Source organism: Bacillus tequilensis KCTC 13622, from assembly GCF_000507145.1.
Taxonomy (GTDB): Bacteria; Bacillota; Bacilli; order Bacillales; family Bacillaceae; genus Bacillus; species Bacillus tequilensis.
In genome coordinates this window covers 20,912-35,628 of record NZ_AYTO01000008.1, presented here as the reverse complement: position 1 = coordinate 35,628, position 14,717 = coordinate 20,912, and the positions used below count along the sequence as shown (strand labels likewise).

The window sequence follows — 14,717 nt, the reverse complement described above, 5'->3', positions numbered from 1 at the left end:
GGCTGCGGCTCTTGCAGGTTTTTTCATTTGAAGGAATTCACACTTTTTTCCTGTACCGCTCCCATTCCTCTTTCAACAGCTCAAGCGTCAAAACACACGTGTGCCTCACAATCAGATCAGCACCAAACATTGACTGTTCATGACCGACTCCAATCGCAAACATCCCGGCAGATTTAATGGCGGAAATGCCTGCTTCAGCGTCTTCTATTGCCGCGCAATCAGCCGGGGAAACACCGAGCAGCGCTGCAGCTGTTAAAAAGATTTCAGGATCAGGTTTCCCGTTCGCGAGAGCTGCCGGGTCAACGATGGCATGAAAATCATCAATAATGGCCAAACGTTTTAAAATCTCGGGAGCGTTGCGGCTTGAGGATGCTAACCCGATTTTTATATGTTCGTTTTTTAATTCACTAAGAAGCCTGCTGATTCCCGGCAAAAGATCTTCCGGCGTCAATTTGCCGATCAGCGTTTGATAATAGTGATTTTTTTGATGCATAAGTTCTTGTTTCTCTGCGTTTGTATACCTTGTTTCCGCACCTCCGGAGATAAGCAGGCTTTCAAGTGATTCTTCTCTGCTGATCCCTTTTAGCCTTTCATTCATGCGTCTGTCAAAGGGAATATCAATTTGCTGTGCAATGTGCTTCCAAGCGAGAAAATGATATTCAGCAGTGTCTGTTATCACTCCGTCTAAATCAAAAATGACTGCTTTCATATGCTGATACCCATCACAGCTTCATAAGGTTCGAGGGACATGCTCGTCAAGTCCGCCGGCTCCTGCGGATAGTTCGAAATCAGGACTTTCCAACGCGCATGGATCAGTTCCGGCGGCGCTTCAAACTGGGCCTTGTCTTCTGACAAATTCACAACGACGAGAAGTTTTTCTCCTTGATATTCACGGAGATAAGAAAAAATTTGCCGATCATTTTCCAGAAGCAGCTGATAATCTCCGTCTATCATAATCTTGTATTGCTTTCGTAATTGAATGAGCTTCTGATAGTAATAGAAAATCGAACCTTGATCTTCCAAGGACTCTTTCACATTGATATCATGATAACGGGAATTTACCGCTATCCAAGGGGCTCCGGCTGTGAAACCCGCATGTTTTCCGCCATCCCATTGCATCGGTGTTCTCGCATGATCCCGTCCTTTTTTTGCCGCGGCTTTTAGAAATTCTTTTTCTGACATCGTTTTGTTTTCAACGACTAGTTCGCGATATGCATTTTTTATTTCAAGATCGTCATACATCTGCAGCGTCATATCACTGTTGACCATGCCGATTTCTTCTCCCTGGTAAATAAACGGTGTTCCTTTCATACCGTGGAGTACCGTTGCAAATGCTTTTGCACATTCCTTACGCAGCTTCCCGTCATTGCCCCAGCGGGAAATTACCCTCGGCTGGTCATGGTTTTCAAAATACAGGGTATTCCAGCCGACATTCATTAATCCGGTCTGCCACCTTGTCATTGTCTGTTTTAAAGCAATGACATCAAACGGCTTGATCTGCCATTTCCCATTTGGCGAGCTGTGTTCTGTATCAATATCCATATGTTCAAATGTGAAGATCATATTCAGCTCTTGCCTGCTTGCATCTGTGTACTTTTTCGCCTCTTCGATGTCAGAGCCGTTTGCCTCTCCGACCGTCATGCAGTCGTAATGAGAAAGCACTTCCCTGTTCATTTCTTGAATAAATTCATGAAGGCGCGGGCCATTAGAATGATAACGGCCGACGATATAGTTTTTGCTGTTATCTGTTTCATAGTCCGGAAAATCAGTGTGCTTGGAAATGGAGCCGATCACATCCATCCGCCAGCCGTCAACGCCTTTATCCATCCAAAATCTCATCACATCATAAACTTCCCTGCGCACCGTTTCATTTTCCCAATTTAAATCAGGCTGTTTTTTCGAAAAATAGTGCAAATAATACTGTCCTGTCGCTTCATCGTACGCCCACGCCGAGCCTGAAAAAATCGATCCCCAATTATTCGGCTCCGAGCCGTCCGATTTCGGATCTTTCCAAAAATAATAATCCCGGTAAGGATTGTCCTTTGACTTGCGGCTTTCTGCAAACCAGGCATGCTCATCTGACGTGTGGTTCACGACCAAATCCATGACGATTTTCATGCCGCGCCGATGCACTTCATCGATTAACTGAAACATATCTTCATTTGTCCCAAATTTTTCGTACATATTTCTGTAGTCGCTGATGTCATAGCCGTTGTCATCCTGCGGGGAATCAAACACCGGGGAGAGCCAGATCACATCAGCACCGAGATGTTTGATGTAATCCAGCTTTTGTATCACACCTTGTAAATCCCCGAATCCGTCTCCGTTGGCATCGTAAAAACTGCGCGGGTAAATTTGATAAACGACAGCTTCTTTCCACCATTCACTCATCAGGCGTTCTCCTTTCCCATCGTCCATTTAAGACAACCGGTTCCTCATACACTTTCATGCGAAGCGGCTCACCTTTTACAAGCTCAAAGACGGCGCTCATGTTGTCAACCGCAACATTGATTAATCGGTTTCGATAATTGATGTTGAACGAATATCCATCCCATTCTTTCGGCATAAACGGAGCGAATGACAGTGTCTCATTCGTGATCCGCATGCCTGCAAAGCCCTGAACGATCGCAAGCCAGCTTCCCGTCATTGATGTGATGTGCAAACCTTCTTCTGTGTCATGATTGTAATTGTCAAGATCAAGCCTAGCTGTACGCTTACATAATTCAAGCGCTTTCTTTTCCATCTTGAGCTCGGCTGCGAGAACTGCATGGACAGAAGGCGACAGACTTGATTCATGAACAGTCATGGGTTCATAAAACTCAAAGTTTCGGCGTTTTTCTTCCATTGTAAAACGGTCATGAAAAAGATAAATGCCTTGAAGGACATCTGCCTGCTTAATAAAATTGGAGCGGAGTATCTTATCCCACGACCAATTCTGATAAAGAGGCCGCTCAGCTGGATCTAACTCGTCCGCAGATTGCAGCTCTTTGTCCAAGAATGTATCATGCTGAATGAAAACTTGCAGTTCTTCACTATACGGATAGTACATGTGCTGAATGATTTCTCTCCAGGCCTTCAGTTCTTCTGCCTGAACATCAAGCAGGCGGCGTTTTTCGGCTGAAATCTTTTCGAGATTTTCTAATGTATACTCCAACGTCCAAGCTGCCATGACATTTGTATACCAATTGTTGTTGACATTGTTTTCGTATTCATTCGGCCCTGTGACGCCGTGGATCATATATTTGTTTTTTCGTTTTGAGAAGTGAACGCGATCCGCCCAAAACCTGCTGACTTCAACAAGTACATCTATCCCGTATTCTTTCATATAATCATGATCGCCTGTATATTGGACGTAATGCCAGATCGCATAGCAAATGGCGCCATTGCGGTGAATTTCTTCAAAGGTGATCTCCCATTCGTTGTGGCATTCATCCCCTGTGAACGTCACCATCGGATAAAGGGCCCCCTTCATCCCGAGCTTGGCGGCATTCCGTTTAGCAGCCTCCAAATGATGATAGCGATACAAAAGCAGATTTTTCGTCACCTCCGGCTCGGCTGTCGCCACATACATCGGCACGGCGTACGCCTCAGTATCCCAATAAGCGGCACCTCCGTATTTTTCGCCAGTAAATCCTTTCGGCCCGATATTCAAACGTGCATCGCTCCCGTAATACGTCGAGAATAACTGAAAGATATTGTAGCGGATGCCTTGCTGAAGTTCCTCATCCCCTTTAATCTCTATGTCCGCTTTTACCCATCTTTCCTTCCATTGCTCAATGTGCCTCTGTTTTTCGTCTTCATATCCGTTCTCAAGAACACCCGCCAAAAGCTCCTTGCCTTTCGATAAAAGCTCTGTCTCCTGAACATCACGGGAAGTCGTGACAATAATAAACTTCTTCAGAGAGGCCTTCGTTTGGTAGCTGTATCGATTCTCGACATACATCCCAGCTGTTTGAGAGCTTTCACTGACGAAGTCCTCTGTCACGTTTGCCATTGCGGCTGAAACAGTAAAACGCGGTGTTCCAAACAGATTTCTGATCGTTTTTGTGACTAAATGGCCGCGGTGAGAGGCAGCCCCTTTCGCTTCTTCCTGCCAAAACTGTTCTTCATAGTTAGAATCTTCATTTGCGACATTTCCGTCCAGATAAGGAATAAGCGTAATGACAGCATCTTCTGTCAGGCACTCCGCTTCATAATGAATCGCACAAAGCTCTTTTACGGCAAGGCTAAGAAATCGCTCCGACCTGATTCTGACTATTTTATCCTGAATGCGGGCAACAGCGCTTCGCCGCAGAATCCCCTCTTTCATATTGAGCTCTAACTCAAATGATTCAATTTGGTTTTGATAGAGATCCACTTTTTCACCGTCTACATATAAGCCAATGCCAATAAAGTTCAACGCATTAATCACTTTTCCGAAATATTCCGGGTACCCGTTTTTCCACCAGCCTACCCGCGTTTTGTCAGGAAACCACACGCCGGCAATATATGTGCCTTGGTGGCTGTCGCCTGAATAGCTTTCTTCAAAATTCCCTCTGATTCCCATATAGCCATTAGCAAGAGACGTCAGGCTTTCCTGCAGCCGTGTATGTTCCTTTTGAAATGTATGTGTTTTGATTTTCCATTGATCAATCTCAAATAACCGCTGATTTATCATCATGTCCTCCCGAATGTAAGTTTCCATTATGCCGGCGGGTTTGGGCCAAATATCTAAACGCAAAAGCAATCATCAAAGTGACGCCGCACGAATGGATCAGCAATACAGTAATTAAGTCAAAATGAACCATTCCGACAGCAGCTGCCGTAAATGCCGGCAATGTTGAGGCGCACATCGCCATAGATGCCGCTTCCTTGAAGGATGCAATAGAGATCATATTTGATATTGTTGTGATCCAGATGCCTCCCGCAAGAACAGCCGTCAAAAAAAGCTGGATCAAAAAAATCACCGCATATGCCAGCACCATGATCATTGGCTTATACTGCGCCAGCCACAACGTATCAATCAAAGCCACCACATCATGGCCGTTTGGTTCCTTAAGCTCAGTGTCCAAATTCGCATAGCCAACAGAAAACCCCGTTCCGTTTTGATCAGTGATCACCAGTTGATCAGATTGAAATATGATGGCATTATCATATCCAGCTACTTTCAAGCGCCCATTTTCACCGCTTGTCTGAAAGTCATGCTTCCTATCAACCGCCAGCAAATGCTGCCCAACTTCAATCCGTTCAGAGCTCTTCCCGCCCGTCAGTTTTCCGTTTCTGATTTGAACACCTTGTAATTGTTCAGCAAATTGATCATGAACCTGTTGAATCGCTGACGGCATAAATGATGCCACGCTGTAGCGATCCATTTTCATAAACGAAACCGTCAAAGGGGCCATCAAGCAGGCCGTTAAAAACATAAACAGAAAAGAGAGCTGCAGCCAGCTGAAGGTATGCCCGTAACGGCAAATCCCGGATGGAGACGCAGCCGCTTTCAGAAAGCGAATGATAAAGCTTTCATTTTGCAGATTCTTCATCGAATTACCCCTTTGTTCCGCCGGAAGTCAGTCCGGACACAAAGTTCTTTTGGAGAAAAAAGAACAAGACGCATATCGGCAATGCGGCCAGTATAGCTCCCGCCGCAAACAGGGCGACCTTTTGCTGCTGCGGGTTTGAAATGAAGGACTGTAATCCTACAGCGATGGTCAGCCTTTCCGGTGAACGCAGCAAAAACTTCGCCAGCAAATAGTCGCCAAACGGCGCCATAAATGCCCAAAGCGCTTGCACCGCGAGCATCGGCTTAACAAGCGGCAGCACAATTGAAGCGAAAATCCTCAGATGCCCCGCTCCATCAATTCGCGCGGCTTCATCAATTTCTCTCGGCACAGTGTCAAAATAACCTTTCATCAGCCACGTGTTCATCGGAATTCCTCCGCCGATATAGATGGCCGTCAAAAACCAGTATTGATCAAGTGCGCCTATCAGCATCGCCAGGACGTAAAATGCGGTCAGCGCTGCCATCGTCGGCACCATTTGAATGATTAAAAAGAATACGAGGCTCTTTTTTCTGCCCGCAAACCGATAACGACTGTACGTATACCCGGCAAGCGTCACGATCGTCACCTGCAGCACCATGACCGATAGCGCGATCACAAGCGTATTGCTGTACCAATGAAGATAAAGCGTCTCATCGAATAACCGCTTAAAATGTTCCAACGTCCAAGAACCTGAAAAATCGAGCTGAAAAGCCGCCGCATTTCCGACACGAAAAGCGGATGACGCCGTAATCAGCAACGGATAAATAATGACAATACTTAACAGCCCCAAAAACAAATAGGTACAGATGCGATTAAGCATTCTGGCAGTTTTTGCGTTCACCTACATCACCTCCTCATTGCCAAAAGCATTCGACTTTTTAAAAGCAATCAGGGACATTCCAATGACAATAAAAGAAATTAACAGTGTAACAGCCGCCGCAACGGCGTATTGCGGTGATGTGCCTGTTGTCAGTTTATAAATCCAAGAAATTAAGATATCGGTCGATCCGGCCCCTGCTCCCGCGCTGCCAGGTCCTCCCTCATTAAATAAGTAGATAATCGAGAAATTATTGAAATTAAACGTATACTGGGTAATCATTACGGGTGCTGTCGCAAATAAAATCATCGGAAATGTAATGTGTTGAAAGCGCTGAATAAATGTGGCCCCGTCAATCTTTGCCGCTTCATACAGTTCACCTGGAATCGCCTGAAGCACTCCCGTCACCATGACATAAATATAGGGAAAGCCAAGCCAGGTCTGAATCATAATAAGGGCTGTCTTTGTCCAGAATGGGTCAGTCTTCCACGCGATCGCAGGCAGCTCTACAAACGGCAGGTGGTTTAATAATGGAATCACCTGCGCATTCACCGCTCCAATGCTGTCGTTAAACATGTTGGAAAAACTCATGATTGTAATAAAAGCCGGAACAGCCCATGGAAATAAGAAAATCATTCGGAACAGCCGCTTGCCCTTTATAAAATCCTGATTGACGAAAAGCGCCGTTACAATACCCAAAATGATTTGCAGCGTTGTTGCACAGATTGTCCAGATGACCGTCCAGCCGAGGACATTCACAAATGTTTCACGATAGGAGCCGAGGAAAAAAATATTCAAGAAATTTTTAAAACCGACCCAGTCAATGAGGCTGTTAGGCGGAATGTGATAAAAATCATAGTTCGTACATGCAACAAACAGAGTCACCAAAACCGGAAAAATAATCACAAACACCATCATGAGATATGCCGGCAGTGTAAATAAATATGGAAACCCTTTGTCACCCGCATGACGGATCATATCCTTGGCCGTTGTATTGACCTCCAGACCCGCCGCTTTCATAGCGGCGGTCTTACGCGAATCATGAATATTAAAGATATAGAACATGAGGAAAATCACTGTCACAATCAATTGCAGCGTGCCTTCAATCAGCATAAACAGTGAGTGATCCTCACCGGGAACACTTCCCAATGTCATCAAGCCGGTGAGCGCCCGAATGCCAAAAACGCTTAATTCAGCAACAAACAATCCTGTAATGGCAAGAAACAAAATCCCCTTTGAAAACTGCTGATTTGCAATCTGCCCAAGCCCTGGAATGATCGATAAAAACCCAGCCTTTCGTTTTTGCTTTGCAAGTGTGTGGTGTGTATTCATTTTTTCGCCCTCTATTCTTCCGGACGCTGTCCCGCCGTTTTATTTCACATACTTTTCTTTGATATTTTCCTTTATGACGTTTACAGCATCATTCGCTGATGTTTGCGCCGCTTTTTTTCCTGAAGCTGCGTCAAAAATCAAGCTTTCCGCTCCCGTCCATACCTCAGCCATTTCCGGAATATTCGGAGTCGGTGTCGCTGTTTCATATTGTTTAATCACAGCTGATGTCAGTTCGTTTTTTTGCCCATCCGCCTTCTTCCTTGCAGCCGTGTTGGCCGGTACTTCGTTTGTATCCTCATAAAAAGCGTAAGCATTGGCATCATTTGTTGCATACTCAAGCCATTTTTCAGCCAGTTCGGGTTCTTTTGTATACTTTGATGCAATCCAGCCCTTACCGCCGGCAAAAGGCGCATATTCTTCTCCGTTTGGCAATGTCGGAATGGGAGCTACGCCATAGTTCAATTCAGCCTCTTTATAGTTGGCAGCTGACCACGGCCCGCCGATGATTGCACCCGCTTTGCCATCTAGAAACATCTGCTGAATAAAATCGTCTGCGCTAGAATTGTCTTGCATGCCTTTGGGCCAATAGGTTTTAAACCATTTCTCAGCATATTCCACCGCTTCTACCGCGCCTTTATTGTTCAGGCCGATGTCTCCGGGATCTGTGCCGTTTTTTCCAAAAACATAACCGCCGTAACCGGCCAACAAACCGTATGACATATAAAAGTCAGTCCATTTCGCTAAAAATCCGGTTGATTTTCCTTTCTCAGAAGCAAACGCAAACCGGGAATCCTCCGTCAGCTTTTCAAGGTCTTTAAAAGTTTTTGGCGCTGTTTGTAAAAGATCTTTATTGTAATACAAAACAAGCGTCTCAATGACCAGCGGCATTCCATACACCTTGCCGTCAACCGTCACCTGCTGCATCTCTTTATCTCCAAAACTTTTTGTATGAGACGGCTTGATGTCCAGCAAATGTCCTTGCTGACCCAATCCGCCGATCCGGTCGTAGGCGGCAAGCATAACATCAGGTGCATTGCCCGCCGGACCATCAAGAGGAAGCGCTTCTAACTGTTCGAACATTTGCTTTTCAACAATTTTTATTGTGACATCATTCTCTTTTTCGAACTTTGCTTTTATGCTTTCAATGTAATCTTTATACGTTTCTTCGACAGACACAGTCAGCACCTTTTTGCCGTCAGCGCCTGCCGTATCTTTTGAATTCGAACAGGCGGCAAGGCCGAATGTCAGGACTGATGCCGCCAATAAGGCGAATCCCTTTTTAACAAGTATCATCTCTTTTCCCCTTTCTATTTATGAATCTAAAACAATTGTATTGTTCTCCAGAAAGCGGTTACAATAACTTTTACATTGTTACCGATAACAGAATTTAAACAGGGGAGGCGGCACCTAAAATAAAAAATTCTCCAGGCTGAACAGCAATCACATCGTGATGATGAAGCGGCTGCTCTGTCCACACGTCGCAGATTTTCTTATTCCTTTCAATATGCAAATCTCGCAAACTGACATGGCGAGTTCCGTCCCCTTGATTAAAGAAATAAATCAGTGTTTTTTCATCAAGAGTCCGCGAAAAGCTAATGAAGTCGTTTTGGTCATCCAGCAGATTCCACTCAAGACTTCCCTCAGCCAATAAAGTGTTTTCTTGTTTGCGTAAAGCAATGAGCCGTTTCATAAATCGCAGCATGTCTTGGTTTTGCTTCTCTTTTTCCCAAACCATACATTTCCGGCATAAAGGATCATTTCCACCGTCCAGCCCGATTTCCGTTCCGTAATAGATGCATGGTGAGCCTGTCTGGGCAAACATAAAGGCCAGCAAAGCGCGTGCTTTTTTCTCATCATTCCGGCATCTGGTCAAAAGGCGTTTTGTATCATGACTGTCCAGTAAATTAAACATCACCTCATTGGCCTGCTTCATCCCATTCATCAAATGCGCATTGACACGGTGGACCATACGTGAGGCTGGAATCGTCCGGTCAGCAAAATATTCAATCATAGGCTCTGTAAAAGGGTAATTCATCACCGCATGAAATTCATCTCCTCTAAGCCAAGGTTCGGCAGAATGCCAGATCTCACCTAAAATATAAACATCAGGCTTTTCTGCTGAGACGGCTTGCCTGAATGTCTTCCAAAACACGTGATCCACTTCATTGGCGACATCCAAACGCCAGCCGTCAATGTCAAATTCCCGAATCCAGTACAAAGCAATATCAAGCAAATATCTCTGTACTTCGGGATTCGCCGTATTTAGCTTTGGCATTTCAGGTGTAAACGCAAACCTGTCATAATTATCTTCTGAGACAGGAAAAGAGTGAATATGGAACCAGTCTTTATAGCGGGATTGAGCACCGTTTTTCACGACATCCTGCCACTGCGGAGAAGCGCTGCCTATATGATTAAAAACAGCGTCAAGCATAATCCTCATCCCCCGCTCATGAAGCTGGCTGACCAATGTGCGAAAAAGCTCGGGATCTCCAAAATGCGGATCAATGGAATAGTAATCCAGCGTGTCGTATTTATGGTTAGAAGGCGCGGAAAAGATCGGCGTCAAGTAAATTCCATTCACCCCTAAATCCTCTAAATAATCAAGCTTATCCACAATCCCTTGCAAATCCCCTCCAAAAAAATCATTGACGTCCGGGTCCTTGCTCCCCCATGGCAATGCATTCTCCGGTGATAAGTCTTCTCTTCCATTTGCAAAACGCTCCGGGAAAATTTGATACCAAACCGTTGACTTGACCCACTCAGGCGCTTGAAATGTATCAACCTCGTGAACAAATGGAAGTTTAAAATAATAATGGATCGTCTCCAGTGTTTTTTTGTTATATGGACATACACCTGAACTTCCGAAAAAGACGTCTTCATGATCGTCAGTGACAACAAACGCATATTGCAAACGCCTGTATGTCGGCACCACTTCAGCAAACCAATAATCATGCATGTCCGTAGCGGCAATTTTCCTCATCGGCTGATCGTTTGCCGACCATCTGCCAGCCTTGTATTCATATGGGTCACCCCAAATAAGTGAAATCTGATCTGCATCGCCTTTTTTCGTCCGAATCTTGATATGCACGGTCCGCCCATCGTAAGAATAAGCGTCAGCACTGAACGGCTGATGATGAATCGCTGCATATTCCATCATATCTCCCCCTTTGGCTTCCGTTTTATAAGGCCGGCTCTTAGTTTGAAAGTATCATGATGAAATAGCAGGAACAATCCTTTTTGCCTTGTTACCGATAACAGAATAGGCCCTTACAGCGTTGATTCACGTACAATTAACTCTGGTTCAAAAAATAGATTTCCTTGAGCGGCACCGTTTTCATTCATTTTTTTCAATAACATTCTCGCACAGGCCTCCCCCATTTCAACAACAGGCTGTCTGACCGTAGTCAGCCGGGGCGAGGAGATGCGATCAAGAAACACACCGTCATTCCCGGTCACCGCAACGTCTTCCGGAATTCGTTTTCCAAGCGATTGCGCTGCACGAATAACGCCGAGTGCGATTCGATCGGATGCGCAGACAAATGCGGCCTGATTTTCCAGAGACTCCAGCACTTCTCTTGCAAGGCACTCACTTTTTTTAGAGCTGTTGTCAATCCGGAAGATATCCGTTTTTCTGAACCTTTCACTCATCGCCCGAATATACCCCTGTTCTCTGGAACGTTCGAAAGGCTCATCTAAATCAATGCCAATAAAGAAAACTTCCCGCTCCCCCAGACTCATCACATGGCGGGTTGCCATAAAAGTGCCTTTCTCGTTATTCACATCGATAAAGTCATAACCCATTTCATTTTGGCCAAATACGACCAGCGGCTTTTCAAAAGCTTTGATCACACCCTCAAAATCGCTCTTTCTTAAGCCGGTGGCAATAATGCCGTCGCATTGGCCGATATTGAGAGAGTTTCTTGTTACAAGCTGGAGCGCATAATGATTGCGATCGAGTTCCCGGCTGATTCCGGTCAGCAGGTTCATATAATATGGTTCAGTCGTATCCATTTCCTCAAGAATCAACAGTTTGACAACCTGTGTTCTGTTTTGCACAAGCGCTCTTGCCGCATAATTAGGGATGTAATTCAGCTCTTTCATCGCAGAATGAACAAGCTTTTTTAATTCATCCGTCACCGTCTCAGGGTGATTGATCACTCGTGATACCGTCATTTTCGAAACATTTGCCTTTTTCGCCACATCTGACAATGTTGCCATTTCATTCCCTCCTTACCTGTGCTTATTATCCAAACTAGTGAAAAAGTCCTTTATTACAACTGAATATCCGCCAGCTAAAAAGAAAATAAAAAAGAGATTTCCATCAGGAAACCTCACATTGCTTAAAAGACTCGATTTTCAATTCTCCGCCTTGTGATAACGGCTCACCGCTAACTCCCTTCGATGAGAAAGGCTTTTTTAAATTTCCGTCCACTTTTTCTCTAAAATCGGATAGGAATAGTTTTGCATTTGCTCAATTAACTCATCCGGACGCGAAGAGCTGTGGATCAGCTTTAGGTGCGATTCGTTAGAAAATCCTTCCTGGATGCTGTATTTGACCATTTTCATCATCGGTTCAAAATATCCGTTCACATTGTACAGTCCGATCGGCTTTTGATGGATGCCGATCTGCGCCCAGCAAAGCACTTCAAATAATTCTTCATATGTACCGAAGCCGCCCGGCATGGCGATAAAGCCGTCCGCCAGCTCGCTCATTTTGGCTTTTCGTTCATGCATCCCGTTTACTTCAATCAGCTCAGTCAAATTTTGATGGACAACCTCTCCGCTGAACAAACCGCTCGGCATGACTCCGATTGCAGTTCCGCCGTTTTCCATGATCGCGTCAGCAATCGTACCCATCAAGCCTACGCGGGAGCCCCCGTAGACAAGGCCGATTCCCTCCTCAGCCATGCAGGCGCCAAGCTCTGCCGCTTTTCGTTTATACGCTTCATTTCCCCCCGGGTTTGACCCCGCAAATACACAAATGGTTTTCATCTTGTCATCTCCGCATCTATATATCGTGTTGAATACTCAAAAAACTCACTATATATTGTCCCACCTTCATGTGATAATATCAATATGAAATACATAAAGAATGCGAGTGATGAAGATGCAGCTGGCTGATGCAGAAAAATGGATGAAAGAGTTTTACGAAAAAAGAGGCTGGACCGAATACGGGCCGTTTATTCGAGTCGGCTTTTTAATGGAGGAAGCCGGAGAGCTGGCCCGAGCCGTCAGAGCATATGAAATCGGCAGGGACCGGCCGGATGAGAAAGAAACGACACGAGCCGAGCAAAAACAAGAATTGATTGAAGAAATGGGAGATGTCATCGGAAATATCGCCATTCTTGCTGATATGTACGGTGTCTCTTTAGAAGACGTGATGAAAGCCCACCAAGAAAAACTAACAAAACGATTTGAGCATGCATAAAAAAGCGGCCGGAATGGCCGCTTTTTTTACCCTGTGATCTCATCATGGTGATCAAAGAAATGCTGCTTTCCTATTTTGTGAAAAAGACCTGTTTTATGCAGCAGCTCCTTCGGCTGTGATTGCAATCCCACAATCATCAGCTTTCCGTTGTGGCGTTTAATCCTGTTCATAATGTTCCCCAGCACGGCTTCAGCCGACGTATCCATGTAGTGCACCTTATTCATCAGCAGAATAAGAGTCTTCGGCTTTTTCTGTACATGCTCCAGCAGTGAAGATTCAAGCGAATCAATTGACCCGAAAAACAGCGGCCCTTCTATGGCATACATGCTGACAGACGGGTCTTTTCTCTTCGCCAGAACAGGATGCGATTCCTGATTGTGGATGCGGGTCGCTTCGCTCATTCTTCTGATAAAAAACACAAACGCGAGCAGCAATCCGGTTGCCACACCAATGATTAAGTCAAACAGAACCGTAAGGATAAAGGTTGCCGCCAAAATAATGGAATCAGCGTTTTTCAGCCTCAGCATGTTCGCGACTTCCTTGCGTTCACTCATGTTCCATGCGACAACCATGAGAATCGGCGCCATGCTGGCAAGCGGCACGTGAGACGCATAAGGCGCGAATACGAGCAGGACAAGAAGAACGACTACACCGTGAACAACACCGGACACGGGGGAAACCGCCCCGTTTTTAATATTGGTTGCGGTTCTGGCGATCGCTCCTGTTGCCGGGATTCCGCCGAACAGCGGCGCAGCCATATTCGCAATCCCTTGGCCGACAAGCTCTTTGTTGCTGTCATGCTTTGAGCCCTTCATGTTATCAGCGACCATCGCGGACAGAATAGATTCAAGGCCGCCAAGAAGCGCGATGACAAGCGCTGGCGGAAACAGCATAACCATTTTATCCAATGTAAACTCCGGGAACTGAAATTCCGGCAAATGGCGGGGAATGTCTCCATATGTTGATCCAATTGTCGCCATGCGGTCAGGGAAAAAGACAACCGCGACCAGCGTGGAAATAAGAAGCGCCAATAAAGCACCCGGTACTTTAGGCATCACTTTGGCGGATACAAGCAAAATGACGAGCCCGATGACTGCTGTCAAAATGGCATACATGTTAAAGGTATCGAGCTTCTGTGCAATTTCAAACATGTTGTGATGAAAATTCTCATGTTTTTCAACATTTTTCAAACCGAAAAAATTAGCGATTTGCTCAGTAAAGATCAATACGGCAATTCCAGCTGTAAAACCGACGATAACGGGTTTCGGCACAAACTTCATAATTTTTCCGAGCTTAAACACCCCGAACAGCACCAGCATGATTCCTGCCATAAACCCAGCGATCAGCAGGTTCTCCAAGCCGTACTGCATGATAATGCCGAATAGAATGGGGACAAAAGCGCCAGTCGGACCGCCGATTTGATATTTGGATCCTCCAAACAAAGAAATACAAATCCCTGCCACTACAACAGTGTACAGCCCGTATTCAGGCTCGACTCCCGAGGCAATGGCAAACGCCATCCCTAAAGGAATTGCCACGACACCTACTACAATACCTGCGATCAAGTCTTTCTGAAATTTCTGTAAATTATATCCCTTGAATCTCCCTGAGAATCGCATAT

Annotated in this window: 12 protein-coding genes; 1 reads left to right on the top strand and 11 read right to left on the bottom strand. The window is 45.3% G+C overall.

The features are described 5' to 3' along the window. Window positions 1-37: 37 nt before the first annotated feature. The 10 genes from pgmB to V756_RS0103360 all read right to left on the bottom strand — a co-directional run bounded on the left by pgmB (window position 38) and on the right by V756_RS0103360 (window position 12,660). On the bottom strand, window positions 38-709 hold the full coding sequence (pgmB, locus tag V756_RS0103405) for a beta-phosphoglucomutase (RefSeq protein ID WP_024713427.1): 672 nt from the start codon (window positions 707-709) through the stop codon (window positions 38-40). Continuing rightward, a complete protein-coding gene (locus V756_RS0103400) occupies window positions 706-2,391 on the bottom strand; it encodes a glycoside hydrolase family 13 protein (RefSeq protein ID WP_024713426.1) in 1,686 nt (561 codons plus the stop codon). Before V756_RS0103400 ends, pgmB begins: the two co-directional genes overlap by 4 nt. Beyond that, a complete protein-coding gene (locus V756_RS0103395) occupies window positions 2,384-4,657 on the bottom strand; it encodes a glycoside hydrolase family 65 protein (protein WP_024713425.1) in 2,274 nt (757 codons plus the stop codon). The genes V756_RS0103400 and V756_RS0103395 overlap by 8 nt, the downstream gene beginning before the upstream one ends. Then, on the bottom strand, window positions 4,635-5,519 hold the full coding sequence (locus V756_RS0103390) for a DUF1189 domain-containing protein (protein WP_024713424.1): 885 nt from the start codon (window positions 5,517-5,519) through the stop codon (window positions 4,635-4,637). The genes V756_RS0103395 and V756_RS0103390 overlap by 23 nt, the downstream gene beginning before the upstream one ends. Before the next feature lie 4 nt (window positions 5,520-5,523). Next, entirely contained in the window at window positions 5,524-6,360 is an 837-nt protein-coding gene (mdxG, locus tag V756_RS0103385) for a maltodextrin ABC transporter permease MdxG (RefSeq protein ID WP_024713423.1), read from the bottom strand. After that, window positions 6,361-7,668 carry a maltodextrin ABC transporter permease MdxF gene (gene mdxF / locus V756_RS0103380; RefSeq protein WP_024713422.1) on the bottom strand — a complete coding sequence of 436 codons (1,308 nt, stop codon included), beginning with the start codon at window positions 7,666-7,668 and terminating at the stop codon, window positions 6,361-6,363. A 39-nt stretch (window positions 7,669-7,707) separates the two neighbouring features. Next, window positions 7,708-8,961 carry a maltodextrin ABC transporter substrate-binding protein gene (locus tag V756_RS0103375; protein WP_024713421.1) on the bottom strand — a complete coding sequence of 418 codons (1,254 nt, stop codon included), beginning with the start codon at window positions 8,959-8,961 and terminating at the stop codon, window positions 7,708-7,710. A gap of 94 nt (window positions 8,962-9,055) precedes the next feature. Next, entirely contained in the window at window positions 9,056-10,825 is a 1,770-nt protein-coding gene (locus V756_RS0103370) for a glycoside hydrolase family 13 protein (RefSeq protein ID WP_032681693.1), read from the bottom strand. A gap of 110 nt (window positions 10,826-10,935) precedes the next feature. Next, window positions 10,936-11,886, bottom strand: coding sequence for a LacI family DNA-binding transcriptional regulator (locus tag V756_RS0103365; protein WP_024713419.1), 951 nt, complete (start codon window positions 11,884-11,886; stop codon window positions 10,936-10,938). 198 nt (window positions 11,887-12,084) lie between these two features. Beyond that, the gene (locus V756_RS0103360; protein ID WP_024713418.1) at window positions 12,085-12,660 is read right to left on the bottom strand and encodes an LOG family protein; all 576 of its coding nucleotides are present in this window, start codon (window positions 12,658-12,660) and stop codon (window positions 12,085-12,087) included. Window positions 12,661-12,775: 115 nt separating this feature from the next. On the opposite strand from V756_RS0103360, the gene V756_RS0103355 reads away from it, so the two are divergent. Continuing rightward, on the top strand, window positions 12,776-13,096 hold the full coding sequence (locus tag V756_RS0103355; protein WP_024713417.1) for a MazG nucleotide pyrophosphohydrolase domain-containing protein: 321 nt from the start codon (window positions 12,776-12,778) through the stop codon (window positions 13,094-13,096). A gap of 26 nt (window positions 13,097-13,122) precedes the next feature. Here the strand turns inward: V756_RS0103355 and V756_RS0103350 are convergent, their stop codons facing one another. Further along, entirely contained in the window at window positions 13,123-14,715 is a 1,593-nt protein-coding gene (locus V756_RS0103350) for a SulP family inorganic anion transporter (RefSeq protein WP_024713416.1), read from the bottom strand. Window positions 14,716-14,717 lie beyond the last annotated feature (2 nt).

Excerpts from the sequence above, each read along its gene's own strand:
- pgmB (WP_024713427.1), bottom strand. The coding sequence starts at position 709 with ATGAAAGCAGTCATTTTTGATTTAGACGGAGTGATAACAGACACTGCT.
- V756_RS0103400 (WP_024713426.1), bottom strand. The coding sequence starts at position 2,391 with ATGAGTGAATGGTGGAAAGAAGCTGTCGTTTATCAAATTTACCCGCGC.
- V756_RS0103395 (WP_024713425.1), bottom strand. The coding sequence starts at position 4,657 with ATGATAAATCAGCGGTTATTTGAGATTGATCAATGGAAAATCAAAACA.
- V756_RS0103390 (WP_024713424.1), bottom strand. The coding sequence starts at position 5,519 with ATGAAGAATCTGCAAAATGAAAGCTTTATCATTCGCTTTCTGAAAGCG.
- mdxF (WP_024713422.1), bottom strand. The coding sequence starts at position 7,668 with ATGAATACACACCACACACTTGCAAAGCAAAAACGAAAGGCTGGGTTT.
- V756_RS0103375 (WP_024713421.1), bottom strand. The coding sequence starts at position 8,961 with ATGATACTTGTTAAAAAGGGATTCGCCTTATTGGCGGCATCAGTCCTG.
- V756_RS0103370 (WP_032681693.1), bottom strand. The coding sequence starts at position 10,825 with ATGATGGAATATGCAGCGATTCATCATCAGCCGTTCAGTGCTGACGCT.
- V756_RS0103365 (WP_024713419.1), bottom strand. The coding sequence starts at position 11,886 with ATGGCAACATTGTCAGATGTGGCGAAAAAGGCAAATGTTTCGAAAATG.
- V756_RS0103360 (WP_024713418.1), bottom strand. The coding sequence starts at position 12,660 with ATGAAAACCATTTGTGTATTTGCGGGGTCAAACCCGGGGGGAAATGAA.
- V756_RS0103355 (WP_024713417.1), top strand. The coding sequence starts at position 12,776 with ATGCAGCTGGCTGATGCAGAAAAATGGATGAAAGAGTTTTACGAAAAA.
- V756_RS0103350 (WP_024713416.1), bottom strand. The coding sequence starts at position 14,715 with ATGCGATTCTCAGGGAGATTCAAGGGATATAATTTACAGAAATTTCAG.